Source organism: Oceanimonas aquatica (assembly GCF_030732065.1).
Lineage (GTDB): Bacteria > Pseudomonadota > Gammaproteobacteria > Enterobacterales > Aeromonadaceae > Oceanimonas.
In genome coordinates this window covers 597,296-619,522 of record NZ_JAVBHX010000001.1, presented here as the reverse complement: position 1 = coordinate 619,522, position 22,227 = coordinate 597,296, and the positions used below count along the sequence as shown (strand labels likewise).

Below are 22,227 nucleotides of genomic sequence, written 5' to 3'. Positions count from 1 at the left end.
ACTCGCCCCCGCCTTCGCGGGGGCAGTTACATCAGTACCCGGTCATTTCCAGATAGCCCTGCCCGAGGGGCCTGCCGCTGTCGGCGTCAGTGACACTGACCGCCCCTTCCCAGTAGGGCACCGAGGTATTCATCCAGCGGTTGGCATGATGTGCCGTGACGGTAAGCTCAAGCTGTTGCGCCGGCAAGGTTAACTGCCAGCGCACCGGCACGCGCCGGCCGGCGACCTCAACATTGGCCAGGGGCTTGAGGATGATCTCATTCGCGCTCAGGGGGGTAACCTCACCGACGGGGCTTATCCAGCTGCCGGAGACATAATCGCTGTTATTGTCGCTTCCGCCACGCAGGCGAAAGGCCATCAGCTTGTAACCACTTTCAAGGTGCAGGGAAAACCAGTCCCAGCCACTTTGCTCCTTGCTTAACAGCTGGCTGCTCCATTCCCGGTCCAGCCAGGCCTGGCCGCTGACGGTAATCGGCTCGCCATTCAGCCACACCTTGCCGCTCACCCGGTAAAAGGGCTGGCTGTAATACATGGAGCCCTGGCCGTCGGCGGACTTTTGGCTGAAACCCTTGATGCCATGACGCACCAGCGGGCCGCTGGCCTCAAGCTCCAGCTCGTAGCCAAAGTTGCCGTGCCCGTCTTTGGCCTCGGCCCTAAGCCGCAGCCGATCCAGCTGGTCTTCGGTGGCACTCAGGCTGTTCAGCTGCCAGTCATCCAGCCAGGCACTAAACGGCTGCGCCGTGACCCCGGCCTGCTGATCACCACTCACCCTATCTGTCCCCCGGGCAAAGCGCTCGGCCACTCTGTGCTGCTCGCCGCGGGACAGGGCCATGTGCGCCATCCAGATCTGCTCCACTGCCCAGGGGCCGGCCAACGTTGATTCCGCCGTTGCAGGCTGCTGGGCCTGGCGAAACAGGGTCCACTGCACGCCCAGGGACTGGCCCTGCGCGTCTTGCAGATTGGCGGTGAGATACCACCATTCAATGCGAAACCCCGGGTGCGGGCCGTGATCATCGGGAAAGTTCAGGGTCATGCCGGCATGGGCTTGGGTATGTCCTTCGCCGCTGGCGCCCAGGCCGGCAAAGCCGCTGCTCTCCTGAGTATTGCGGCCGGCATCGCAGGCACTCAGCAGCGCCAGCCAACACAGGATGAATAAGCCTCGTTTCATGAGTCTTCCTCCGCCAGCAGAGTTCGAGGGGACGTACGCCACAGCCGGAACATGGGCAGGGCTGCCGCCAGCAACGCCACCAGCACCGCAATCAGCAGCGTCAGCCCCATTTCGCCGGGAAACAGGTGCAGCGGCAACCGCCAGCCAAAGGCCGCCACATTAATTCCCCAAACCAGGCAGGCGGTAATGGCCACCCCCAACGGAATGGCCAGCAAGCCCGTCACCAGCGCCATACCGGCAAGCTGCATGAGCTGAACGGCCAGCAACCGATGCCGCGGCACTCCCATGGCCCAGACCGTGGCCAGACGCCGGCGTCGCGTCCCAGCCTGTGCCAGCAGGGTGGCCAGCAGCGCCAGGGCCGCCACCGCCAGGGTAAGCGCATTCAGCGCTCGCGTAATGGCAAAGGTGCGCTCAAAAATGGCCGTGGCCGTGCGCTTCACTTCACGCTGATCCTGCACCGTCACATCAAAACGCTCCCTTAGCTGCCGACGTAGCGGCGCGGCATCCATACCGGGCGTGAGCACTACGCCCATGGCTACCGGGGGCACACCAAACAGCTGCTGCACCCGCTTTGTGGTCATCACCAGCTCGCCTCTGGGGTTGCCGTAATCCGGATAAATGCCCGCCACCGTCACCTGCTCGGGCCCGCCGGGAGCAGCAATACTCAGTCGATCCCCCAGGGCAATGTGCTCACGCCGGGCCAGCTGCTCGTTGATAAAGGCGTCGCCCCGGCGCAGCGCCTGCCAGGCGGCCGGCCGGTTGTTGAGTGCCAGCAGCGGCCAGCGCGCCACCAGCACGGGGGACGGGCTAATACCGGAAATGGCGATGGGCAGGGTTAAAGGGCGATGAATGTTGTTCGAGCTGATGTCACGCAGTTCGGCATCGGCACGGGCGGTGGTCAACCGGGCCTGTACCTCAGGCCGCTCACCCAGCCAGGCATGAATGTGCTCAAACTGCGCCGCCGGCGGCCGAAGGTACCAATCTGCCAGCAAGCGCTGGTCGAGCCAGTCGAGAAAGGTCAGCCGAAAACCGCCTACCATGCTGCTCACCCCCAGGTTGGCGGCCAGCGCAATCAGCAGCGCCATCATGGCCAGCGAGAGCCGGGGCAGTTGCAGTTGCAGATCTGCCAGCGCCCACTGCACCAGTGGCCGGCGGTGCGCCAGCCGCAACAACACAGACAGCAATCCGCCCAACAGCGGTGGCAGCCAGAGCGCGGCGGCCAGCAAAATGGCCGCCACCAGCCCGAAGCCGGCGAGCAGCCCTTCACCGGCAGGCTGAGCGACCAGCCACAGCCCGCACCCCAGCGCCAGCAGCGCCGCCCCGCATCCCAGCCAAAGCTGCGCCCGCAACTGACGTTGAAAACCGGCCCGCCAGGCCTGAGCCTGACCGAGCCCCAGCAACGGCAGCCGGCTGGCCCGCCATAACACGCTGCTGCCGGCAACCAGCAGACCGCCCAAGATGACGCCCATGCCGCCCAGCCAGTAATGCCAGGGCAGGCTGAGCCTGGTACTCACATTGGCGCCATACAGACTTTGCAGGGTGGCGGCCACATCCGGCAACAGCGCACTGGCCAGCCAGACGCCGCTCACCAGCCCCGCCAGCGCGCCGAGCAGGCCCAGTACCAACAGCTCAAGTGCCAGCAGCCCGATTAGTCTGCGGCCCGGCACTCCCAGCGCCCGCAGGGTGCGCAACACTCCCAGTCGCTGCTCCAGCGCCAGCCCCAGCGCTGCCTGCACAATAAACAGCCCCACCATCAGCGCCAGCAGCGCCATAGCCGTGAGATTGAGGTGAAAACTTTGCGTCAGCTCACCGGGGCCGTCCCGCGTGACTTGCCTGAACCCTTCGGGTACCTCATGCAGGGCACCGATAAGCGCCGTGATGCCCTCTCCGGCCTGCAGGAGGTCCGCCGCAACGGCAATGTCCATCACCAGAGTATGGGGCGGCAGCTCGGGGGCAGCCACCATGGGCGGCAGCAGCATGCCGCTCTGCAGCCGTGGTGCCTTGCCCAGTTGCGCCTGTGTGTCCGGGGCCAGCCGTATTTGCCAGGGCGGCGCAATAAAGTCCTCTAACTCCCCTACCGAACTGCCAAGACTACTGCCGGCGGGCAGTGTGAAGGGATCAATCCCCACCAGCGAGAGCCGAATGCCGCTCTCGGTAACCTGCTCCCCTTCCAGCAGGGGCGATACCGGCACTCCGGCCCGGCGTAACTGAACAAAATCATGATAAGTGAGTGGCTCGCCGTTTTCCCGCTCAAGGCGCACAAGACCGCCGCCCAGCAAGGCCTCGGCGCGGGCGTAATTGTCCCGGGCCGAGGCATTAATGGCCTGCACTCCACTCCACAGCGCCCCCGCCACCCAGAGCCCCAGCAGCAACATGACCAGTTGCCCCGGATGACGCCGGTAATGGGACAGCAAGGTGGCCAGCACCACTCTCATCATGATGCCTCACTCCTGCGCATAAGCTGGCCGTGATGCAGGGTTAAACACCGGTCCAGCGGGGCCGCCACCCTGGGGCTGTGGGTAACCATCAGCAGGCTGCTGCCGCTTTCGGCCACCAGCTCCAGCAGTAACGCCAGCACAGCATCGGCGGTGGTTTCATCCAGATTGCCGGTGGGCTCATCGGCCAGCAACAAGGCCGGGCGCGAGGCCAGGGCTCGGCCAATGGCCAGCCGCTGCTGCTGGCCCCCCGACAACTGCTCGGGATAATGATGCTCGCGACCAGCCAGCCCCAGTCGTTCCAGCAGCCTGGCCGACCAGGCGGCATCCTCTCGCCCCGCCAGCCGGGCCTGCAGCCGCAGGTTGTCGGCCACGTTCAGGCTTGGCACCAGATGAAACTGTTGAAACACCAGCCCCAGGGTATTGCGCCGCACTCGAGCCCGGCCCGCTTCATTCCGCCCGGCCAGGGATTTGCCGCCGATCAATACCTCGCCCCGGTCGGGCACATCCAGCCCCGCCGCCAGATGCAGCAGGGTCGACTTGCCGCTGCCCGACTCCCCCATCAGCGCCAGGCTTTCGCCGGCGCCGAGATGCAGATCTACCCCCTGCAGCACCTTCAGCACTCCCTGGGGCGTGACGTAGTGCCTGTGCACCCGGCGAAATTCAAGCATGGTTTTTCATCCCCCTGTTGCCAACCCCGGTGTCTGGTAACCATAGGCTTTGAAAGGGCGAACATGGCAACGCTTTCAGATACAATCCTGACTTTTCATTATCGAGGGGAAAGTGACATGTTGGTGAAGCTGTTACGCAATGGCGTGGGTGGCGTTGTACAGGTGGGGGATCTGCTGACCCGCCCTGCCAAAATGAAACGCGCGCCCGAGGCGCAGCAGCAGGTGAATGAGACCTGCCGGCAACTGGCGCTGTATCAGCTGCCCCGCTGCCCGTTCTGCATCAAGGTGCGCCGGGCCATGCACAAGCTGAACCTGCCCATTGAAAAGCGCAATGTAAACCCCGGCTCCCCCCACAGAGACGAGCTGCAGGCCGGCGGCGGCCGGGTAAAATCTCCCTGCCTGCGCATTGAAGAAAACGGCGAAGTTCAGTGGATGTATGAGTCGAGCGACATTATCGCCTATCTGCAGCAGCGCTTTGGGTAAGCTTTCTCGACGCCATACAGGCTTGCCGGTAGCAGTAGCCGTCCGATGAGAGATCGGGGGCTTCCAGCCGGCAATGCTTGCAGATGCCGGGCCGCTGGGGGCGAATGCTGACCCTGGCCGGAGCGACTTGCCTTGGTCTGGCAATGGGCGAGAGTTTGGCCGGCTGTAGTTTCTGCTGCGGTTGCGGTTGCGGTTGCGGTTGCGGTTGCGGTTGCCATTGTTGCTGCTGTTGTCTTTGACACAACTCGGCATCGCGCTTTCTTTGCGCCTCCCGCTCCGCCCGCATTCTTTGTGCACGAGGATGATATAACCAGTGCAGACATTTACGGTGGGTGCTCATAATTTGTAGCAGCCAGCTGATGCTGTCGATCGCTACCGGTTTTTCAGCCTTGAACATGAGTTCGGCAAACTTGGCGTAATCCACCGAGAGTACTCCGGTGCAGCCATGCCGTTCGGTATATGCCGTTAACCAGGGCGGCGGTATTGTGGCACAGGAGCCCGCCGGCGGCAGGTAAATGCCAAGCCTGTATTTGCCGTCATTCCCCACCTGATACAGCGCCGTGGGGCCTTCTGCCGGGCCGGATGCCGGAACATGGCTCACCGCCACGGTTTTGCCCGTGCACACCGGCACATGAAAGCCGTCAAGGCGCAATGCCGGCGTGTTGAGCGACGTCACCAATTCCAGTTTATCCAGCAGCATCAGCCGAATGCTGGTTTCAAAGGCAAAGGTGCAGTCCCGCTCACTGCCCTTGTGATGGCTGAAATGATGGGCTTTTTGTTCGCCCTTGCGCGCGATCAGCACCCCGTAACAGCTGGGGCAGTGACAGCCACAGCCGAGGCCGCTTTCCACCTCTTCCACGGAGACAACTTGCTGATCGGCATCCCTGATGGCGAAGGGAATGAGGGTTTTCCCTGACATGGCTGCTCTCGTCCGTATGCAACAACCGATATGCAGCCAGTGTGGCATGGGTTGGCATGAATCGCGAACGGCGAAGAGTTGCTGATTATACAGGGTACTTTTGGCAAACGTGCGAATGCCGGTTTCTTGAATAAGAAACGAAAAGAGAAAGAAAAGCAGAAGGGTTTTCAGGAATTGGAGGTGGCGCCCGCCAGCCACATCCCGGCACTCGAAGTTCCTCGCCGTGGCTGCTCCCTTCCGGGCCTGACCAGGTAGACAAGGTTTCGATGCGGGAGGACCAACGGGGCCACCATCGAAGCGACGCCAGTCTAACAAACCGGGCTTTCAATGCAACCGTTTGTGAACCGACTGCGGGTTTATTGTTCGTTTTTTTACTACAAAAACGAGTTATATCTCTTTTTTACGGCTTCACTTTCAGGGCCTGCTACACCACCCGCTCAGAACGGGAAAAACACCGGCACCATAATGAGTACCCCGGCGCTGTAAAGCAGGCTGATGGGCAGGCCGGTGCGAATGTAGTCCATCACCCGGTAGCGACCCGGGGAATACACCATCAGATGAGTCTGGTAGCCAAAAGGCACCAAAAAACAGGCGCTGGCGCCAAAGGCCACCGCCATGATAAAGGGCATGGGATCCACCCCAAAACCATAAGCGGTAGACAGCCCGATGGGAAACACCAGGGCGGCGGCGGCGTTATTGGTCACGGTTTCAGTGAGCAGCAGGGTAATGAGATAGACCCCCACAAAGGCGCCATACACGCCGTAGCCATTGAAAAAGCCGCGCATGGCGTCGGCCACCAGCTCGGCGGCCCCCGAGTTTTCCAGTGCCCGGGCCACGGTGAGTGCGGAGCCAATGACCATCAGCAGTTCAAAGGGAAAACGCCGGCGCAGCTCGGACAGGGTAAGAATGCGGGTCATCAACAGCGCCGCCAACAGCAGCAAGAGACCGTTCAGCAGCGGTACCAGGCCAAGGGCGGCCAGGCCAATCACCAGGCCAAAGCCGCTGAAGGCGAACAGGCTCTGGCCCACGCTGAGTTTGGGCCGTTGCAGGCTGTTGCTGAGCAGATGAAAGTTACGGTCCAGGTTGCGGTGTTGCTTGAAATCCGGCCCCACCGCCAGCAGCAGGCTGTCCCCTACCCTGAGCGGAATCTTGCCCAGAGTGCCGTAAAGCCGGCGCCGGCCCCGGCGAATACCGACCACGCCGGCGTTGAACATGGTGCGAAAGTCCACTTCCTGCAGGGTGCGGTTGGCCAGCTCCGATTCGTTGGAGATCACCACCTCTACCAGGTTGGAAGACAGCAGCCGATCTACGCCATTGCCAAACAGTTGCAGCCCGGCAAATTGCTGCAGTGCCTGCACCTTTTCCACTTCGCCGGTAAACACCAGCACGTCGTCCGCTTCCAGCACTTCGTCGGGGGATACTGGGCTGATAAGCCGGTCGTTACGGGCAATTTCCAGCAGGAACAGGCCATTTAGCCGCCGCAGTCCGTTTTCTTCAATGCTGTGGCCAATGAGTGGCGAGCCGTCTTCCAGCCTGGCTTCCAGAAAATAGGGCTGGGCGCCTTCCTGACCCTGCATGCGGTGAGTGGGCAGCCAGCGGCGGCTGATCAGCAGCCCCAGCAGGCACAACAGCGCCACCGGCAGCCCCACCAGGGTAAACTGGAACATGCCCAGCGCCGGCAGGCCGGCGTTGACCACAAAGGAGTTCACCACCAGATTGGTGGAGGTGCCAACCAGAGTGGTAATGCCGCCCAGAATGGAGGCAAACGACAACGGGATCAGCAGCCGCGAAGCGGGAATATGACGCTGACGGGAGATCACCCCAAGCAGGGAGCCCACCACGGCGGTGTTATTCAAAAACGCCGAGAGCCCGGCGGTCAGCCCCATCAGACGAAGACTGGCACGCCACTCCCTGCCCCGCAGCAGGGTATCGGACAGGCGCTCCAGCAGCGGCGAACGCTCCAGCGCCAATGACACCAGCATCAGCACCAGCAGGGTGATCAGGGCGGGGTTGGAGTAACTGGACAACATGGCCTGTTCGTCCACCACGCCGAAGATCACATAGCCTATCGCCCAGGCGCTGAACAGCACGGCCGGCTTTATTTGGCCGTGAACCAGCAACGCAAGCAGGGCGCCAATCGATGCTAATACCAAATATGCTGACATATATAACCACTCGCTCTTTAGCAGGGCTATCATTGTACGCATATATCAAATAGACTGAATACATAGAATATCTATAACATTTTGTTATTAGCATAATCCAAAGGCGAGAACAGTATCACTATGAATCTGACGCACCTGCAACGGCTGGAAGCCGAAAGTATTCACATCATGCGGGAAGTGGTGGCCGAGGCCGACAACCCGGTCATGCTCTACTCCATCGGCAAGGACAGCGCGGTCATGCTGCACCTGGCCATGAAAGCCTTCTATCCCTCGGTGCCGCCCTTTCCGCTGCTGCACGTCGACACCCGCTGGAAATTCCGTGAAATGTACGAGTTCCGCGACCACATGGCCAAGAAGCTGGGCATGGAGCTGCTGGTGCACGTCAACCCGGAAGCCATTGAGAAGGACATCAACCCCTTCACCCACGGCTCTGCCATTCATACCGACATCACCAAGACCGAAGGCCTGAAGCAGGCCCTCGACAAGTACGGCTTTGACGCCGCCTTTGGCGGTGCCCGCCGCGACGAAGAAAAGTCCCGCGCCAAGGAGCGTATTTTCTCCTTCCGTACCGAGCAGCACCGCTGGGATCCGAAAAACCAGCGTCCCGAGCTGTGGAAGCAGTACAACGCCCGCAAGCACAAGGGCGAGTCCATTCGTGTGTTCCCCCTGTCCAACTGGACCGAGCTCGACATCTGGCAGTACATTCATCTGGAAAACATTCCCATCGTGCCCCTGTACTACGCCGCCCAGCGTCCGGTGGTCGAGCGTGACGGCACCCTGATCATGGTGGATGACGAGCGCATGCCGCTGAAAGACGGCGAAGTGCCGATGATGAAGCACGTGCGCTTCCGTACCCTCGGCTGCTACCCGCTCACCGGCGCCGTCGAGTCCGAGGCCGATACCCTGCCCGCCATTATTCAGGAGATGCTGCTGACCAAGACCTCGGAGCGTCAGGGCCGCATGATCGACCACGACTCCGCCGCATCCATGGAAAAGAAAAAACAAGAGGGCTACTTCTGATGGCGCACCAATCCGATCTCATCGCCTCCGATATCGAGCAATACCTGCAACAACATGAGCACAAGAGCCTGCTGCGCTTCATCACCTGCGGCAGCGTGGACGACGGCAAGAGCACCCTGATCGGCCGCCTGCTGTTTGAATCCAAGATGCTGTTTGAAGATCAGCTCGCCGCCATGGAAGCCGACTCCAAAAAATACGGCACTCAGGGCGAAGACATCGACTTCGCACTGCTGGTCGACGGCCTGGCCGCCGAACGTGAGCAGGGCATCACCATCGACGTGGCCTACCGCTTCTTCTCCACCGACAAGCGCAAGTTCATCGTGGCCGACACCCCCGGACACGAGCAGTACACCCGCAACATGGTGACCGGCGCCTCTACCGCCGATGCCGCCATTCTGATGGTGGACGCGCGCAAGGGCATTCTCACCCAGACCCGTCGTCACAGCTACCTGATGTCGCTGCTGGGCATTCGCCATGTGGTGGTGGCCATCAACAAGATGGATCTGGTGGATTACTCGGAAGAGACCTTTAACCGCATCAAGGAAGACTACGCTCAGTTTGCCGAGCAGCTCAACCTGGAAAGCATTACCTACATTCCGCTGTCGGCGTTCAAGGGCGACAACATTGTTGAGCCCAGCCAGAACATGACCTGGTACCACGGCACCACCCTGATGGGTTACCTGGAAACCGTGGAAGTGGACGACACCCGTATGCAGCGGGCCCCCTTCCGCTTGCCGGTGCAGTGGGTCAACCGCCCCAACCTGGACTTCCGCGGCTTCTCCGGCACCATCGCCAGCGGCGTGGTCAAGCCCGGCGATCGCATTCGCGTGCTGCCTTCCGGCAAGGAAAGCACCGTTGACCGCATTGTGGTTTACGGCGGCGATCTGGACCAGGGCGTGGCCGGCCAGTCGGTGACCCTGACCCTGACCGACGAGATCGACATCTCCCGCGGTGACGTCATCTCCACCGCCGAGGCGCCGATCGCCACCGCCGATCAGTTCGAGACCACCCTGGTGTGGATGCACGAAGACGCCCTGCTGCCCGGTCGTCCCTACCTGCTGAAGATCGGTACCAAGACGGTGACTGCCACCATCACCGACATCAAATATCAGGTGAACGTCAACACCCTGGAGCACGTGGCCGCCAAGAAGCTGGATCTGAACGGCATCGCCGTGTGTAACATCAGCCTGGACCGGGCCATCGCCTTTGATGACTACCAGAGCAACAAGGACACCGGCGGCTTTATTCTGATTGACCGCCTGAGCAACAACACGGTGGCTGCCGGCATGCTGCACTTCTCCCTGCGCCGCAGCCAGAACATTCACATGCAGCATGTGGATGTGAACAAGGAAGCACGGGCGCTCAGCAAAAACCAGAAGCCGGCGGTGCTGTGGTTCACCGGTCTGTCCGGTGCCGGCAAGTCCACCATCGCCAACCTGGTGGAGAAAAAGCTGCACGCACAGGGTAACCACACCTACCTGCTGGACGGTGACAACGTGCGCCATGGCCTGAACAAGGATCTGGGCTTTACCGACGCCGATCGGGTGGAAAACATTCGCCGGGTGGCGGAAGTGTCGAAACTGATGGTCGACGCCGGCCTGCTGGTGCTCACCGCCTTTATCTCGCCGTTCCGTGCCGAGCGCCGCCTGGCCCGGGAACTGCTGGAAGACGGTGAGTTCATTGAAGTGCACGTGGACACTCCGCTCAACGTGGCCGAAGAGCGCGACGTGAAAGGCCTGTACAAAAAGGCCCGCCGCGGCGAGCTGAAGAACTTCACCGGTATCGACTCCGCCTACGAGCAACCGGAGAACCCGGAAATCCGCCTCGACACCACCAGGCTGAGTGCCGACGAAGCAGCCGATGCGGTGATCGAACTGCTGAAGGAAAAAGGCATTATCGGCGGCGACTGGTCTATCTGACCCCTGCCCTGCTGTTAAACGCAAAAGGCCGCCCCACAAGGGGCGGCCTTTTTATTTGCCTGAAGCAGTAAACTTGCCTGTTTCTCCGTCACTCCCGCGAAGGCGGGAGTCCAGGGCAGACTACACTGCCGCCTGAAGAATGAACCCCCGCTTTCGCGGGGGGCGACGCACGTTTTAAATGGCGTCGGCTTCGGCCTTTTCCAGCAACTGGTTCCAGTACCCCAGCACCAGCTTTTGATCGTCGTCATTGAGCTCGCCGCTCAGAATAGCCTGGTTGAGGCTGGTTTTTACCCGTGCCTTGACGTCGCGCACATGGTTGCGCCCGGCGATCTCGCTCTGAGCTACCGCCAGAGTAATGTGGCCGCGCAGGTAACCGCCGGCGAACAATTGATCGTTGGTGGCCTCGGCGACCTTGCCGTCAATCTCGTTCAGCAGGCGTTGTTCAAATTCAAAAATATTCATTTATTTGCCTCGTATTCCGGGTTTGCCACCCGTACCAGCACTTCATCATGGTAGCCAGTGATCACCCGCATCAGGCCGCCCAGTTCGCGGTCCAGTTCGGGATCATTGGTATCGACTCGCAGCGGGCGCCCGTTCAGCGAGCTGAGCTTGGACTTGGTCGCCAGCAGCCAGATATTGTCACGCCCCACGGCGCGGATCACCGCCGGGCTGAGCTGCTGATTGCCACGACCAAACACATGGCCCTGGCCCCCGATCAGGGTGATCACCAGCTTGCAGTTTCTGTCCCTGATGTGTTCATACAGGCCCTGGGCATCCAGATCCGAGGCAATTAATTGTTTTTGGTAAACCAGATCCACCCCCAGCAGGGTGTTTTCAAGGCCGAGACGCTCCATCACCGCCGCCACCGTACTGCCAGAGCCCATGATGAAGTAGCAGTCGTCTTCTTCCTCCATGCGCTCGATCACCTCGTCGGCGATATCGGTGAGCACCAGCTCCACCGACTCCTTGCCGGCCACCTTCACGGCCTGCACATAGCTGAGTTCGCCGGGAATGAGCATTTCGCCATAACGGCGGGCACGCACCCGGCCCTCGCGAAAGGCGGTTTCGTCAATGTCCAACACGTCCGCTTCCATCAGGCTGACCGGCTCGCCGCGCACCAGTTTGGCCAGCAGCCGGCCGGTGCCGGCGGGCGTGACGCCATACACGCCGGAATGAATTTTCACCCCGGCCGGAATGCCCAGCACACAGAGGTGCTCGGGGGCCACGGCACAAATATCCCGGGCGGTACCATCGCCGCCGGCAAACAGCAGCAGATCCACCTCCCGCGCCACCAGGCTGGCCACGGCGCCTTGAGTATCGGCGGCGGTGGTGGGACTGCCGGGCTGGTGGCAGACCTCAAAGGGCAGCGCCAGCTCGCGGCACAGGGTTTCTCCCATGTCGCCGGCCACGGTGTAGATGCAAAAACGGTCTTTCAGTTCACTCAGCTCGGCCAGGGCCAGGCCGCTGCGTTGCAGGGCGCGGGGCTCGGCGCCCCGGGCCAGGGCCTCGGCGGCCATGCCGTCACTGCCCTTGAGGGCCACACTGCCCCCAAGGCCAGCCAGGGGGTTAATAATCAGTCCGATTCTGAACATCACGGCTCCTTACACAAAGTCGGCGGCGGTCAGGGGTGAGCGCTGATAGTGGGCTTGCAGCTCGGCCATAAAGCGCTGTGCCCGGGGCGGAAAGCCGGTGTCGAGATACGCCAGCGCCTGCTCACGCACGCAGGCCCGAAAGGCGTGCCGGTCCGGCTCTACCGTGCCGGCGAGGTTATCGCAGCTCACGTTAAAGGCAAAACCGCAACTGAGCGACAGCGCCCATTCAATGGCCTGAGGTTTGATCTCCACCGCTTCAAAGGCCGCCTGGGCCTCGGCATCGCGGCCGTCGGGATGATACCAGTAGCCGTAATCCACCTGCTGACGGCGAGCGTCGCCGGCCAGCAGCCAGTGGGCCACCTCGTGCAGGGCGCTGGCAAAAAAGCCATGGGCAAACACAATGCGGTGATGGGGCACGGTGTCATCGGCCGGCAGGTAAATGGGCTCGTCATCCCCCAGCTCAAGGCGGGTATTGTGGGAAGCAAAGAAGGTGTGATCAAACAGGGAGATCAAGTCCCGGTAGCAAAACGACATAATAAAAGCGGCCCTCCGTTGGGCCGCTATTCTACCCGCTGGCTGCGGGCAAACAAGAGGGCTGTTTCACGCTTCACGCTCAAAATGGGCCCTGCCCCGGCAAGGCCCGGGCAGACTCAGCGCAGTTGCGGCGTGCCGGTGTGCACGCCGGCATTCTGGGCACGGTTGAGCAGCAGGTGATCGAGCAGCACTATGGCCATCATGGCTTCGGCAATGGGCACGGCGCGAATGCCCACGCACGGATCGTGGCGACCCCGGGTGACCATTTCGGTGGAATTGCCGTCCTTGTCGATGGTCTTGCCCGGCACCATGATGCTGGAGGTGGGCTTGAGCGCAATGCTGGCCACTATGTCCTGGCCGCTGGAAATGCCGCCCAGAATGCCGCCGGCGTGGTTGCTGGAAAAACCTTCAGGGGTCAGCTCGTCGCGGTGCTCGGAGCCCTTTTGCTCGACCACGTCAAAGCCGTCACCAATCTCCACGCCCTTGACTGCATTGATGCCCATCAGGGCATGAGCGATGTCGGCATCGAGACGGTCAAACACCGGCTCGCCCAGCCCCACGGGTACCCCGGTGGCCACCACCTGAATTTTGGCGCCGATGGAGTTGCCCTCTTTTTTCAGCTCACGCATGTATTCGTCCAGCGCCTCCAGCTTACCGGCATCGGCAAAGAAGAAGGGGTTGGTTTCGATGATGCTGTGATCAAAGGCCTCGGCCTTGATGGGACCGAGCTGAGTCAGGTGGGCGTAAATGGACACGCCGAACTGGGCCAGCACCTTTTTGGCAATGGCGCCGGCGGCCACCCGCATGGCGGTTTCCCGGGCCGAAGAACGGCCGCCGCCGCGGTAGTCGCGAATGCCGTATTTCTGGTGATAGGTGTAGTCGGCATGGCCGGGGCGGAACACGTCCTTGATGGCGGAATAGTCCTTGGAGCGCTGATCGGTGTTTTCAATCAGCAGCCCGATGGAGGTGCCGGTGGTCTTGCCTTCAAACACGCCGCTCAGAATTTTGACTTCGTCCGCTTCCCGCCGCTGGGTGGTAAAGCGAGAAGTACCGGGCTTGCGCCGGTCCAGATCCTGCTGCAGATCCGCCTCGGTCAGCTCCACACCGGGGGGCACGCCGTCGACCACGGCGCCCAGCGCCAGGCCGTGGCTTTCACCAAAGGTGGAGACACGAAAGAGGGTTCCTATACTGTTCCCTGCCATGAATTTTTCCTTACAACTTAATGATTAAAACTGGTCGCGGTGCGGCAGCAGATCCCGCCGGCTGATCACGAATACGCCATGGCCGCCGTGCTCGAACTCCACCCAGGACAGGGGCAGTTCGGGAAAGGCCAGTTCCATGTGAATTTGGCTGTTGCCCACTTCAACCACCAGTACGCCGTCGTCGGTGAGAAAATCGCAGGCCTGAGCCAGTAGACGGCGGGTAAAGTCGAGGCCGTCAAAGCCGGAGGCCAGCGCCAGCTCGGGCTCGTGACGAAACTCGTCAGGCAAATCGCTCATGTCCTCTTCGTCCACATAGGGCGGGTTGGCCACGATCAGATCGTATTTATCCCCGGACGGCAGTGCGCTGAACAGATCCGATTCGATGGGAATCACCTGCTGCTCCAGACCGTGGTTCTGAATGTTGATTTCGGCCACGTCGAGGGCATCCCGGGAGATGTCGAGGGCGTCCACTTCCGCCTCGGGAAAGGCGTGGGCCAGGGCAATGGCAATGCAGCCGGAGCCGGTGCACATGTCCATGATGCGGACAGGCTCATGGGCCAGCCAGGGTGCAAAGTGGGTATCAATGAGCTCCGCAATGGGCGAGCGCGGGATCAGCACGCGCTCGTCCACGTAAAACTCGTAACCGGCAAACCAGGCGGTGTGGGTAATGTAGGGCGTGGGCAGACGCTCTTCCACCCGGCGGCGAATGGCCTCGAGCAATACCCGGCGCTCGGCGGGTACCAGCCGGGCCGACTGGGCCTGGGGCGGACAATCGAGGGGCAGATGCAACAGCGGCAGCACCAGTTGCACCGCATCGTCCCAGGCGTTGTCGGTGCCGTGGCCGTAAAACAGGCTGGCCTGCTGAAAGCGGCTGGCGGCAAAACGCAGCCAGTCACCCATGGTGTGCAGCTCGTTGAGCGCCTCGTCGTTAAAAAGCGTGTCCAAAACCCCTCCGCCTCGCTAAAATGGCTGTTTTTCAAGTGACAAAAGCGAACATGACCGCCTCATCCTCTCCCGAAGACGACAAAGCGCTGTTTATGGAAGCGATGAACGGTGTCCGCAAATTGAAGCAGGATACCATAAGTCCGCACCGGGCGCCGGTCAAGGTGAAAGCCACCCGGGCGGCAGAGCGCAAGGACAGGGCCGAAGCCCATCCGTTTTCCGACTTGTATGAACCCTGGCTGGATCAGGAAGGCCCGACCCGTTTTCGCGCCGACGACACCTCGGCCTTTGAGCTCAAGCGGCTGCGCCGGGGGGATTATGTGCCCGAGCTGTTTCTCGACCTGCACGGCCTGACTCAGGAAGAAGCCAAGCAGGAGCTCTCTGCCCTGCTGCTGGCGGCCCGCCGCCAGAACGTGAACTGCGTCTCCATCATGCATGGTCACGGCAAGCATATTCTCAAGCAGCGCCTGCCCATGTGGCTGGTCCAGCATCCCCAGGTGCTGGCCTTTCATCAGGCCACCAAGGAATGGGGCGGCGATGCCTCGCTGTTGGTATTGCTGAAAACCGAACGCTGAAACGCAATAAGGCCGGGCATGAGCCCGGCCTTGTCATGAGGTAACCCTGTTCGCACTCAGGCGGCGGGTTGCGGGGAACTCAGCTGATTGATCAGCCGGTTGATTTCACTCACCGTTTTGCGATGGCGGTCGTCCGCCTGCTCGGGCATGATCAGCACGCCCTTGGCATAGCTGTAGGCGCCCCGGCCATGAATGTAGAGCCTTCCCTTAAAGAAGGTTTTTACATATTTTGCGATCAACAAAGGCTGATATTTGTTAAAGATTCGCATTTCCACCTCTGCTTTTTTATCTGTGCTCATCATTATTATTTACTTTATGTTTAGCCCATGGAGCCACACAGTGGCCAGGGCCGCGGGTGATGGGGATGGACGCTGTGCGGGCCTTCGAGCCAGTTGAACAGACCGCCGTGCCCCTTTTCCAGGGTGATTTTGGCTATCCCGGAGGTGACGAAAATCGGCGCCATGGTACCCGGGCACAGACTTTCGACCAGAAAACCAACCAGGGGCATGTGACTGACCACCAGCAGGTTGTTGTCCTGCTCCAGCTCGCCGTAGGCAAGCAGCAAACTGGCGGTGATGTCGGCGTCGGCGCCGGGCGTCAGTTCGTCGCAATATTCCACCTGCTTGCCCGAAATAAACCGGGACAGATGTTGCCAGGTTTGCTGGCTGCGAACATACGGACTGACCAGCACCCGGTCGAACGCCGGCACCTGCGGCGCCAACCATTGCGCCATCAGGCACACTTCTTCGCTTCCCTGCTCGGTTAACGGCCTTGAAGCATCGTTGGACGCCTGCGGCGCTGCCTGACCATGACGCATGATAAAGATGTTCATCTCCACCTCACCCTCAGGCGAACCCGCCTTTAAAAAATGGCGGGCATCATACCCCTGCGAACCATGTCGCTCAAGGATCCAGCTCACTCTTTATGCAGCAGTTGAACCCTCAATTTGGTTAGCACTCTTATAACATATATAGAACATTGCGGTGACAACATTCATTCACTCACCAGTGCGTTTGGTTAAATCGCGAGCGAAACCAATACTGCTCGTGTCCAATGACACTATGATGACGCTCAAAAAAAAACTGGCCGATAAAGGCCAGTTGAAATCACATACTAACGAGTGAACAGAAACCAGAATCTGAGATCACCCCGGTGATCCTCAGTCTGCTGACGTGGCGTCAACAGTGAACAAGATTACTCGATTGCGGCGGGCGGCCCTTGATCTCGGTCAACAAAGGATCATCCCTTGCGCTTGTCGAGCCACATCAGTATCAGGCAGGCCGCCACCGACACGCCGATAAAACCAAACAGAAAGATCAGCGGCATGGCAGCATAGCCCAGCACGTTCCACACCAGTTTTTCCAATGCACTCATAATTTAGCTCCAAACAGCACCATGCCCGAGAGTGTAGCAACAAGGGGGCAAGAAGGCTTGAGCAGGATCAATCAGGCCCTGAGCAGGGCGTAGCGTAACCCCCGGGCGCACACCAGTGACCAACGCCGGCGCGCCATGAACATGGGCAACACGGCAGGGCCCAGCAGGCAGCCAAGCATGGCCCAGCGACGCGGGGGCAGCGCACTTTGCAGAGCAGCAATATAAAACAACAGCCCGCTCAACGGGGCCAGCAGAATAACGGCAACGTACATGATGAACCTCCTGGGTGGCGAATATTAACACAATTCCCCTGCCCTGTGTCAGGGTATGCCGGTGCCGCCCGTGTTATATTCTCTGAAAGAAGTCTGCACGCGGCCAAGAGGCCGGTGTTGTCGGTCAGCCAGGAGGTGCCAATGCCCTATCGCAACATTCTGGTGGCGCTGGAGCTTAACCACAGGGAAAAGCCCCTGCTCAAGCGCGCCGCAGATCTGGCCGAAAGTTATCAGGCGGATCTGCATCTGGTGCATGTGGAGCCGGATCTCAGCGGCGTATACGTGGGCAGCCTGAACATGGACTTGCGCCAGCTGAAAATGAAACTCCGGCTGGAAAGCGGCCATGAACTGATGCGGCTGTTGCAAGATGCCCAGCAGCAGGTGTCGAGTGTGTCTTTACCCAGTGGCGATGTACGCCAAGCGGTGCGGCTGGCAGTAAAGGAGACCGGGGCCGATTTACTGATCTGCGGCCACCGGCCCAATCACCGCTTCTGGGGACACCTGTTTTCCAACAGTGTCAGTTTTCTCGATATCAGCGACTGCGATCTGCTGGTGGTCAAGCTGGAGCCGGTTAACGCAGACAAAACCCCTGCTGATGCAGAAAATCCAGCATAAAGGGCCGGGCTTCCCTGGCCAGGGTGCCGGCAATCTGGCCGGTCCAGGTCATGTCCTTGTTGCCGCCGGTGCGGGTCTGGTAGTAATGGCGCACATGCGCATCGTACTCCGCCATTTTCGCCTCATCGGGTTCGGCCTGATAGCGGTTTTCCATAAACACCAGTGAAGCCGGCAGCCGGGGCTTGGGCTCGGGATCCTGGGCCGGGTACCCCAGACACAGGCCAAACAGGGGGATCACTCCGTGCGGCAAGCCCAGTAACGCGCTCAGCTCATGAGGCTGATTGCGCACCGCACCGATAAACACGCCCCCCAGCCCCAGCGACTCGGCGGCGGTCATGGCATTCTGCCCCATCAGGGCAGTGTCGATGGCGCCAATCAGCAGTTGTTCGGCAAACCCGGTTTTGGCCTCGGGCACCCAGTGCAGATGACGGTGAAAGTCGGCACAAAACACCCAGAACTCGGCGGCGCCGGCCACATAGGCCTGGTCACCACACAGGGCCATCACTTGCCGGCGAAGCTCGCTGTCGGTTATGCGCACCACGCTGGAGGCCTGCAAAAAGCTGGAACTCGATGCCGACTGGGCCGCGGCCATAATGGCCTGCAGTTGCCCGGCAGCTATGGGCTCATCGGTAAACTTGCGAATGGATCTGTGCTGGCGCATCACCTCGATGGCGGTTGTCATTTTCACCTCTTGGGCTCGGTCTGTGTGTATCATCACCTTAAGGAAACCAACGGGAATTGAAAAGCCACGTGAAGCAAACACGGCATATTGAGCCCATGTCACGCCGCCACGGCCCCACTCTTATCCTGGCCGGCGGCGCCGGCATTCTGCTGTTGCTGCCCCTGCTCTACTGGCTGGGAGATCGCGGCCAGCTGGTGCTGGTGTTTTTGATGCTGGCCTGCCTGGTGACCCTGGTACTGGGGCTGCTCAAGCTGCGCGAGCCGGTGTACAGCTTTTCGCTGAGTGAGGACAACCTGCACTTTCACCATCGCATCGGCGGCTGGAGTCTGCACTGGAACAACATAGTGCGCATCGATCAACCCAGGGTAAACAGTGGCCTGGATCTGGTCTCCCTGCCCTATGTGGGTATCAAGATTCGGGATTACGACGAGTTTTTGCCGCTGATGACGCCCCGGCTGATTGTGCACCTGCTCACCGAGCAGCGGCCGCTGCTGGCCATGGGAGTACGCTTTGGCAGCATCGACCGGGCCCGGCTGCATGACTGGCTGATTGAAGACACCCACTACCGCTCCGCCGGCGGCCACCACTACCGTGGGCTGGCGGCCATGCTGGGCCACCGCATGAGCCACCTGCGCGAGCTGTACGGCTACGATTTGCTGGTGCACGAGTCAAACCTGGACCGTGACACCCCCGACTTTGTGCAGCTGCTGCGGCATTACCTTACTCAAGGGGTGACGCCCCTTTCCTGAGCCCGCCGAAGTAGGCACAATGGAGCGCAGTTTTTCACTCTTCGGCCCACCGCCATGAAACATCTCGACGCCCTTTATCTTTTCGTCAAGGTTGTGCAGCAGGGCGGGTTTTCCCATGCCGCCGCCCAGCTCGGCATGCCCACCGCCACCCTGAGCCGGCGCATTTCCGCCCTGGAGCAGGCTCTGGGCTGCAAGTTGCTGAGCCGCACCACCCGCAAGCTGCAGCTGACCGAGGAAGGCCGGCGCTATTACGAACGGTTAAACCCCTTGCTGAGGGAAATGGAGCAGGTGACCGGCGATATTCAGGGCCAGAGCCAGATCATGAGCGGCCTTATCAAGGTAGCCGCCCCCATCGCCATCTCCAACACCTTTCTAATGGATGGCATTACCGAGTTCTGCCTGCAGTACCCGCAAATCCGCATCGAGCTGTTGCAGAGCAACGACTACACCAGCCTGCTGGATACCGATCTGGATGTGGTGTTTTTCAGTGGTGAACTGCCCGACTCCAGCCTGCGCTCACGCCAGCTGGGCGAAGTGCAATACGGCCTGTTTGCCGCCCCCGGCTATCTGGCGCAAAAAGGCGAGTTGCACAGCCCGGAAGAGCTGGATCAGCACCACATTATTCAGTGCTGGCCCCATCGCAACTGGCAGCTGACCGATGGCCAGGGCCGGCGCTTTCACCTCAAGCCGGTGGCCCGGCTGTCGGTGAATCAGATGCAGGCGGCAGTGAAAGCCGCCATTCGGGGGCTGGGCATCGTCAATGTGCCCCGCCACTATGTAGCCCATTATACCGAGGCGGGGTTATTGCAGCCGGTGCTGCCGGGCTGGCTGGGGGGCAAACGGCCCTTTCACATGGTGTATCACAACCGGGAGCTGGCGCCGGTGCGGCTGAATGCCTTTATCGAATTTATCGATCAGCACATGCGCAACCGGCTGGCCTCGACCTGGGTAACGGTCGGAGAAGGAAAACTTGAACAGGGAAAGCAGGAATAGCGGACAAAAAAATGGGCAGGATCCATTCCTGCCCGACTCCACTAACAAAAGATACTAAGTAAGCTGGTACACACGGTAACACAGGCATTCGGTGTTAATTAGTCGTTATTTTGCAAAACGAAATATGTGATTATTCCATTTTTGGAATAATCGGTTTACAGATCCTGCTCCCAGAGAATGGTCTGTCCCTTGGGCCAGCGCTGGTCCAGATCCCCGTATTGCTGTTCCAGCAGGTGACGCTTGATCTTGAGGGTGGGCGTCAGAATGTCATTTTCCACCGTCCAGGCCTCCTTCATGATCAGCATGCCCCCCAGCCGCTGGTGACTTTCCAGGCTGCGGTTAATATGTCCCAGGGTGGCCGATAAAGCGCTGGCCACCTGCTCCCGGCCCTGGCTGGCGCTGCCTTCCGCCAGCTGCACCAGCGCCATGGGCTGCGCCTGGCCGCTGCCCACCACACACACCTGCTCAATCAGGCCATTTTCAATCAGCATGGATTCGATGGGCACCGGAAGCACGTATTTGCCCTTGGCGGTCTTGAAGGCGTCCTTGAGGCGGCCGGTGATGGTCAGGTAGCCATCGTCGTCGAGCCGGCCCTGATCACCGGTGTGCAGCCAGCCATCGTGCAGCGCTTGCGCGGTGGCCTCATCGTTTTTGTAATAGCCCTTCATCATGCCGGCACAGCGGCACAGTATTTCGCCGTTGTCGGAAATGCGAATGTCCACCCCCACGCCGGCCTTGCCCACGGTGCCGATTTTGTCGGAGCGAAACGGGTAATTAAGGGTGGAATAGGCCAGGTTCTCGGTCATGCCCCAGGCCTCGGTAATGGGCATATCGAGCTTTTCGTACCAGCGCAGCAGGGACGGTGACACCGGCGCCGAGCCGCAGCCCAGAATGCGCGCCTGATCGAGCCCCAGCCCGGCCTTGATTTTTTTCTTTACCAGCCCCGACAGCAACGGAATGCGCAGCAGCCACTTCAGTTTGGCTTCGGGCACCTTTTCCAGAATACCGCTGCGAAAGTTGGTCCACAGCCGTGGCACCGAGATAAATACCGTGGGCGCGATGGTTTTCACGTTGTCGACAAAGGTCGGCAGACTGTGAGCAAAGCCCACCAGAGTGCCGGCATACAGGCTGGCCCCCAGCACATACACCCGCTCGGTAATGTGCGCCAGCGGCAGATAGGAAAACGCCCTGTCCTCGGCGTTGAGTCCAGTGGTTTCCAGTATGCCCCGGCAGGCGGCGGCATAGGCGCCGTGGGTGATCATCACTCCCTTGGGCTTGCCGGTGCTGCCCGAGGTGTAGACCAGGGTCATCAGGGTGTCGGGCTCGGGTACCGGCCGCTCCATCATGGGCTCGTGCACCAGCAGGCTGTCCCAGTGGTGGTGGGTTTCCATGGTGGTGGCATAGGGCATGGCCATGCGCACAATGTCGTCGGGAATGCCCGGCTCCTGAGCCGCCGGATCGTCCAGCTTGCCGATAAACAGCGCCCGGCTTTCGCTGTGTTCGAGCACATAACGAATGGTGTCGGCACCGGCGGTGGGATAAATGGGCACGCTGATGTAACCGCCCATCTGCAGAGCGAAGTCGCAGATAAACCACTCGGCGCAGTTTTTGGACAGCAAGGCAATTTTGTCACCCGGCTCAAAACCCAGCCGGCGCAGCCCCGACACCAGCCGGGCGGCCATTTCCAGTACCGAGCCCCAGCTGTGATCGTGCCAGTGATCTTCCCTGGGCTGGCGCAGATAGGTCTCGTCCGGGCGCTGCTCGGCCCAGTGATACAACATTTGCAATGGCAAGGTACGGGCAGAGGTAGTCATAACATTCCTTGTTCAGCTGCGAACCACTGCTCCAAGTATTGCAAACATTTTTTCATGCCGACAATCTTTATGACATCCAGGTTACTGATACCGTTGATAAAAC

The 22,227-nt window shown here is 60.6% G+C and carries 22 protein-coding genes, 1 other RNA gene and 1 pseudogene; 7 read left to right on the top strand and 17 right to left on the bottom strand.

Features of this window, described 5'->3' with window-relative positions; all coding sequences use genetic code 11:
- Positions 1-31 precede the first annotated feature (31 nt).
- The 3 genes and pseudogenes from Q9290_RS02925 to Q9290_RS02915 form a co-directional block, all read right to left on the bottom strand.
- A complete protein-coding gene (locus Q9290_RS02925; RefSeq protein WP_306078121.1) occupies positions 32-1,168 on the bottom strand; it encodes a lipocalin-like domain-containing protein in 1,137 nt (378 codons plus the stop codon).
- On the bottom strand, positions 1,165-3,606 hold the full coding sequence (locus tag Q9290_RS02920; RefSeq protein ID WP_306078120.1) for an ABC transporter permease: 2,442 nt from the start codon (positions 3,604-3,606) through the stop codon (positions 1,165-1,167). Before Q9290_RS02920 ends, Q9290_RS02925 begins: the two co-directional genes overlap by 4 nt.
- A gap of 158 nt (positions 3,607-3,764) precedes the next feature.
- A pseudogene (locus Q9290_RS02915) lies at positions 3,765-4,274 on the bottom strand (ABC transporter ATP-binding protein); the annotation flags it as partial.
- Positions 4,275-4,391: 117 nt separating this feature from the next.
- Here Q9290_RS02915 and Q9290_RS02910 point away from each other — a divergent pair.
- Positions 4,392-4,757 (top strand): glutathione S-transferase N-terminal domain-containing protein, encoded by a 366-nt coding sequence (locus tag Q9290_RS02910; RefSeq protein ID WP_306078118.1) that lies wholly within the window; start codon positions 4,392-4,394, stop codon positions 4,755-4,757.
- Here the strand turns inward: Q9290_RS02910 and Q9290_RS02905 are convergent.
- From Q9290_RS02905 to Q9290_RS02895, 3 genes are all read right to left on the bottom strand, one after another.
- Positions 4,726-5,676: a competence protein CoiA family protein gene (locus Q9290_RS02905; RefSeq protein ID WP_306078117.1), complete on the bottom strand. Its 951-nt coding sequence runs from the start codon at positions 5,674-5,676 to the stop codon at positions 4,726-4,728. The genes Q9290_RS02910 and Q9290_RS02905 overlap by 32 nt on opposite strands.
- 185 nt (positions 5,677-5,861) lie before the next feature.
- An RNA gene (gene ffs / locus Q9290_RS02900) (signal recognition particle sRNA small type) lies at positions 5,862-5,959 on the bottom strand.
- Positions 5,960-6,113: 154 nt separating this feature from the next.
- A complete protein-coding gene (locus Q9290_RS02895; protein ID WP_306078116.1) occupies positions 6,114-7,841 on the bottom strand; it encodes an SLC13 family permease in 1,728 nt (575 codons plus the stop codon).
- A gap of 120 nt (positions 7,842-7,961) precedes the next feature.
- Between Q9290_RS02895 and cysD the strand changes: the two genes are divergently transcribed.
- Together cysD and cysN are read left to right on the top strand one after the other, a co-directional pair.
- Positions 7,962-8,861: a sulfate adenylyltransferase subunit CysD gene (gene cysD, locus Q9290_RS02890; protein WP_298718245.1), complete on the top strand. Its 900-nt coding sequence runs from the start codon at positions 7,962-7,964 to the stop codon at positions 8,859-8,861.
- Positions 8,861-10,780: a sulfate adenylyltransferase subunit CysN gene (gene cysN, locus Q9290_RS02885; RefSeq protein ID WP_306078115.1), complete on the top strand. Its 1,920-nt coding sequence runs from the start codon at positions 8,861-8,863 to the stop codon at positions 10,778-10,780. The genes cysD and cysN overlap by 1 nt, the downstream gene beginning before the upstream one ends.
- A 174-nt stretch (positions 10,781-10,954) precedes the next feature.
- On the opposite strand, the gene Q9290_RS02880 is transcribed toward cysN, so the two are convergent.
- The 5 genes from Q9290_RS02880 to prmB form a co-directional block, all read right to left on the bottom strand.
- On the bottom strand, positions 10,955-11,242 hold the full coding sequence (locus tag Q9290_RS02880) for a YfcL family protein (protein WP_306078114.1): 288 nt from the start codon (positions 11,240-11,242) through the stop codon (positions 10,955-10,957).
- Positions 11,239-12,372, bottom strand: a complete 1,134-nt coding sequence (locus Q9290_RS02875) for an ATP-NAD kinase family protein (protein ID WP_306078113.1) — start codon at positions 12,370-12,372, stop codon at positions 11,239-11,241. Before Q9290_RS02875 ends, Q9290_RS02880 begins: the two co-directional genes overlap by 4 nt.
- A 9-nt stretch (positions 12,373-12,381) precedes the next feature.
- Positions 12,382-12,906, bottom strand: coding sequence for an elongation factor P hydroxylase (locus tag Q9290_RS02870; protein ID WP_306078112.1), 525 nt, complete (start codon positions 12,904-12,906; stop codon positions 12,382-12,384).
- A 116-nt stretch (positions 12,907-13,022) separates the two neighbouring features.
- Positions 13,023-14,108 carry a chorismate synthase gene (gene aroC, locus Q9290_RS02865; protein ID WP_306078111.1) on the bottom strand — a complete coding sequence of 362 codons (1,086 nt, stop codon included), beginning with the start codon at positions 14,106-14,108 and terminating at the stop codon, positions 13,023-13,025.
- A gap of 24 nt (positions 14,109-14,132) precedes the next feature.
- Positions 14,133-15,053 (bottom strand): 50S ribosomal protein L3 N(5)-glutamine methyltransferase, encoded by a 921-nt coding sequence (prmB, locus tag Q9290_RS02860; RefSeq protein WP_306078110.1) that lies wholly within the window; start codon positions 15,051-15,053, stop codon positions 14,133-14,135.
- 50 nt (positions 15,054-15,103) lie between these two features.
- Here prmB and smrB point away from each other — a divergent pair, with 50 nt between their 5' ends.
- Entirely contained in the window at positions 15,104-15,625 is a 522-nt protein-coding gene (gene smrB / locus Q9290_RS02855; protein ID WP_306078109.1) for an endonuclease SmrB, read from the top strand.
- A 56-nt stretch (positions 15,626-15,681) separates the two neighbouring features.
- Here the strand turns inward: smrB and Q9290_RS02850 are convergent, their stop codons facing one another.
- The 4 genes from Q9290_RS02850 to Q9290_RS02835 all read right to left on the bottom strand — a co-directional run bounded on the left by Q9290_RS02850 (position 15,682) and on the right by Q9290_RS02835 (position 17,271).
- The gene (locus Q9290_RS02850) at positions 15,682-15,894 is read right to left on the bottom strand and encodes a DUF1107 domain-containing protein (RefSeq protein ID WP_306078108.1); all 213 of its coding nucleotides are present in this window, start codon (positions 15,892-15,894) and stop codon (positions 15,682-15,684) included.
- Between the two features lie 50 nt (positions 15,895-15,944).
- Positions 15,945-16,457: a phosphohistidine phosphatase SixA gene (gene sixA / locus Q9290_RS02845; protein WP_306078107.1), complete on the bottom strand. Its 513-nt coding sequence runs from the start codon at positions 16,455-16,457 to the stop codon at positions 15,945-15,947.
- Positions 16,458-16,864: 407 nt separating this feature from the next.
- Positions 16,865-16,999: a TIGR02808 family protein gene (locus tag Q9290_RS02840; protein ID WP_306078106.1), complete on the bottom strand. Its 135-nt coding sequence runs from the start codon at positions 16,997-16,999 to the stop codon at positions 16,865-16,867.
- Between the two features lie 71 nt (positions 17,000-17,070).
- Positions 17,071-17,271, bottom strand: coding sequence for a hypothetical protein (locus Q9290_RS02835; RefSeq protein ID WP_306078105.1), 201 nt, complete (start codon positions 17,269-17,271; stop codon positions 17,071-17,073).
- A gap of 141 nt (positions 17,272-17,412) precedes the next feature.
- Here Q9290_RS02835 and Q9290_RS02830 point away from each other — a divergent pair, with 141 nt between their 5' ends.
- Complete coding sequence (locus Q9290_RS02830; protein WP_306078104.1) at positions 17,413-17,886, top strand: universal stress protein; 474 nt, start codon at positions 17,413-17,415, stop codon at positions 17,884-17,886.
- On the opposite strand, the gene nfsA is transcribed toward Q9290_RS02830, so the two are convergent.
- Positions 17,843-18,568 (bottom strand): oxygen-insensitive NADPH nitroreductase, encoded by a 726-nt coding sequence (nfsA, locus tag Q9290_RS02825; protein ID WP_306078103.1) that lies wholly within the window; start codon positions 18,566-18,568, stop codon positions 17,843-17,845. The two genes, Q9290_RS02830 and nfsA, sit on opposite strands and share 44 nt — an antisense overlap.
- A gap of 68 nt (positions 18,569-18,636) precedes the next feature.
- Here nfsA and Q9290_RS02820 point away from each other — a divergent pair, with 68 nt between their 5' ends.
- Positions 18,637-19,317 (top strand): DUF2982 domain-containing protein, encoded by a 681-nt coding sequence (locus Q9290_RS02820; RefSeq protein WP_306078102.1) that lies wholly within the window; start codon positions 18,637-18,639, stop codon positions 19,315-19,317.
- Positions 19,318-19,371: 54 nt separating this feature from the next.
- Entirely contained in the window at positions 19,372-20,310 is a 939-nt protein-coding gene (locus tag Q9290_RS02815) for a LysR family transcriptional regulator (RefSeq protein ID WP_306078101.1), read from the top strand.
- Positions 20,311-20,465: 155 nt separating this feature from the next.
- On the opposite strand, the gene Q9290_RS02810 is transcribed toward Q9290_RS02815, so the two are convergent.
- Positions 20,466-22,124, bottom strand: a complete 1,659-nt coding sequence (locus Q9290_RS02810) for an AMP-binding protein (protein ID WP_306078100.1) — start codon at positions 22,122-22,124, stop codon at positions 20,466-20,468.
- Between the last annotated feature and the right edge of the window lie 103 nt (positions 22,125-22,227).

Bases quoted from the DNA above. Each gene is read 5' to 3' on its own strand.
- Q9290_RS02870 (WP_306078112.1), bottom strand. From the start codon at position 12,906: ATGTCGTTTTGCTACCGGGACTTGATCTCCCTGTTTGATCACACCTTC.
- Q9290_RS02840 (WP_306078106.1), bottom strand. From the start codon at position 16,999: ATGAGTGCATTGGAAAAACTGGTGTGGAACGTGCTGGGCTATGCTGCC.
- Q9290_RS02875 (WP_306078113.1), bottom strand. From the start codon at position 12,372: ATGTTCAGAATCGGACTGATTATTAACCCCCTGGCTGGCCTTGGGGGC.
- Q9290_RS02810 (WP_306078100.1), bottom strand. From the start codon at position 22,124: ATGACTACCTCTGCCCGTACCTTGCCATTGCAAATGTTGTATCACTGG.
- Q9290_RS02815 (WP_306078101.1), top strand. From the start codon at position 19,372: ATGAAACATCTCGACGCCCTTTATCTTTTCGTCAAGGTTGTGCAGCAG.
- Q9290_RS02830 (WP_306078104.1), top strand. From the start codon at position 17,413: ATGCCCTATCGCAACATTCTGGTGGCGCTGGAGCTTAACCACAGGGAA.
- smrB (WP_306078109.1), top strand. From the start codon at position 15,104: ATGACCGCCTCATCCTCTCCCGAAGACGACAAAGCGCTGTTTATGGAA.
- sixA (WP_306078107.1), bottom strand. From the start codon at position 16,457: ATGAACATCTTTATCATGCGTCATGGTCAGGCAGCGCCGCAGGCGTCC.
- nfsA (WP_306078103.1), bottom strand. From the start codon at position 18,568: ATGACAACCGCCATCGAGGTGATGCGCCAGCACAGATCCATTCGCAAG.
- Q9290_RS02835 (WP_306078105.1), bottom strand. From the start codon at position 17,271: ATGTACGTTGCCGTTATTCTGCTGGCCCCGTTGAGCGGGCTGTTGTTT.
- Q9290_RS02925 (WP_306078121.1), bottom strand. From the start codon at position 1,168: ATGAAACGAGGCTTATTCATCCTGTGTTGGCTGGCGCTGCTGAGTGCC.
- Q9290_RS02895 (WP_306078116.1), bottom strand. From the start codon at position 7,841: ATGTCAGCATATTTGGTATTAGCATCGATTGGCGCCCTGCTTGCGTTG.
- cysD (WP_298718245.1), top strand. From the start codon at position 7,962: ATGAATCTGACGCACCTGCAACGGCTGGAAGCCGAAAGTATTCACATC.
- Q9290_RS02905 (WP_306078117.1), bottom strand. From the start codon at position 5,676: ATGTCAGGGAAAACCCTCATTCCCTTCGCCATCAGGGATGCCGATCAG.
- Q9290_RS02920 (WP_306078120.1), bottom strand. From the start codon at position 3,606: ATGATGAGAGTGGTGCTGGCCACCTTGCTGTCCCATTACCGGCGTCAT.
- Q9290_RS02880 (WP_306078114.1), bottom strand. From the start codon at position 11,242: ATGAATATTTTTGAATTTGAACAACGCCTGCTGAACGAGATTGACGGC.
- Q9290_RS02910 (WP_306078118.1), top strand. From the start codon at position 4,392: ATGTTGGTGAAGCTGTTACGCAATGGCGTGGGTGGCGTTGTACAGGTG.
- aroC (WP_306078111.1), bottom strand. From the start codon at position 14,108: ATGGCAGGGAACAGTATAGGAACCCTCTTTCGTGTCTCCACCTTTGGT.
- cysN (WP_306078115.1), top strand. From the start codon at position 8,861: ATGGCGCACCAATCCGATCTCATCGCCTCCGATATCGAGCAATACCTG.
- Q9290_RS02850 (WP_306078108.1), bottom strand. From the start codon at position 15,894: ATGCGAATCTTTAACAAATATCAGCCTTTGTTGATCGCAAAATATGTA.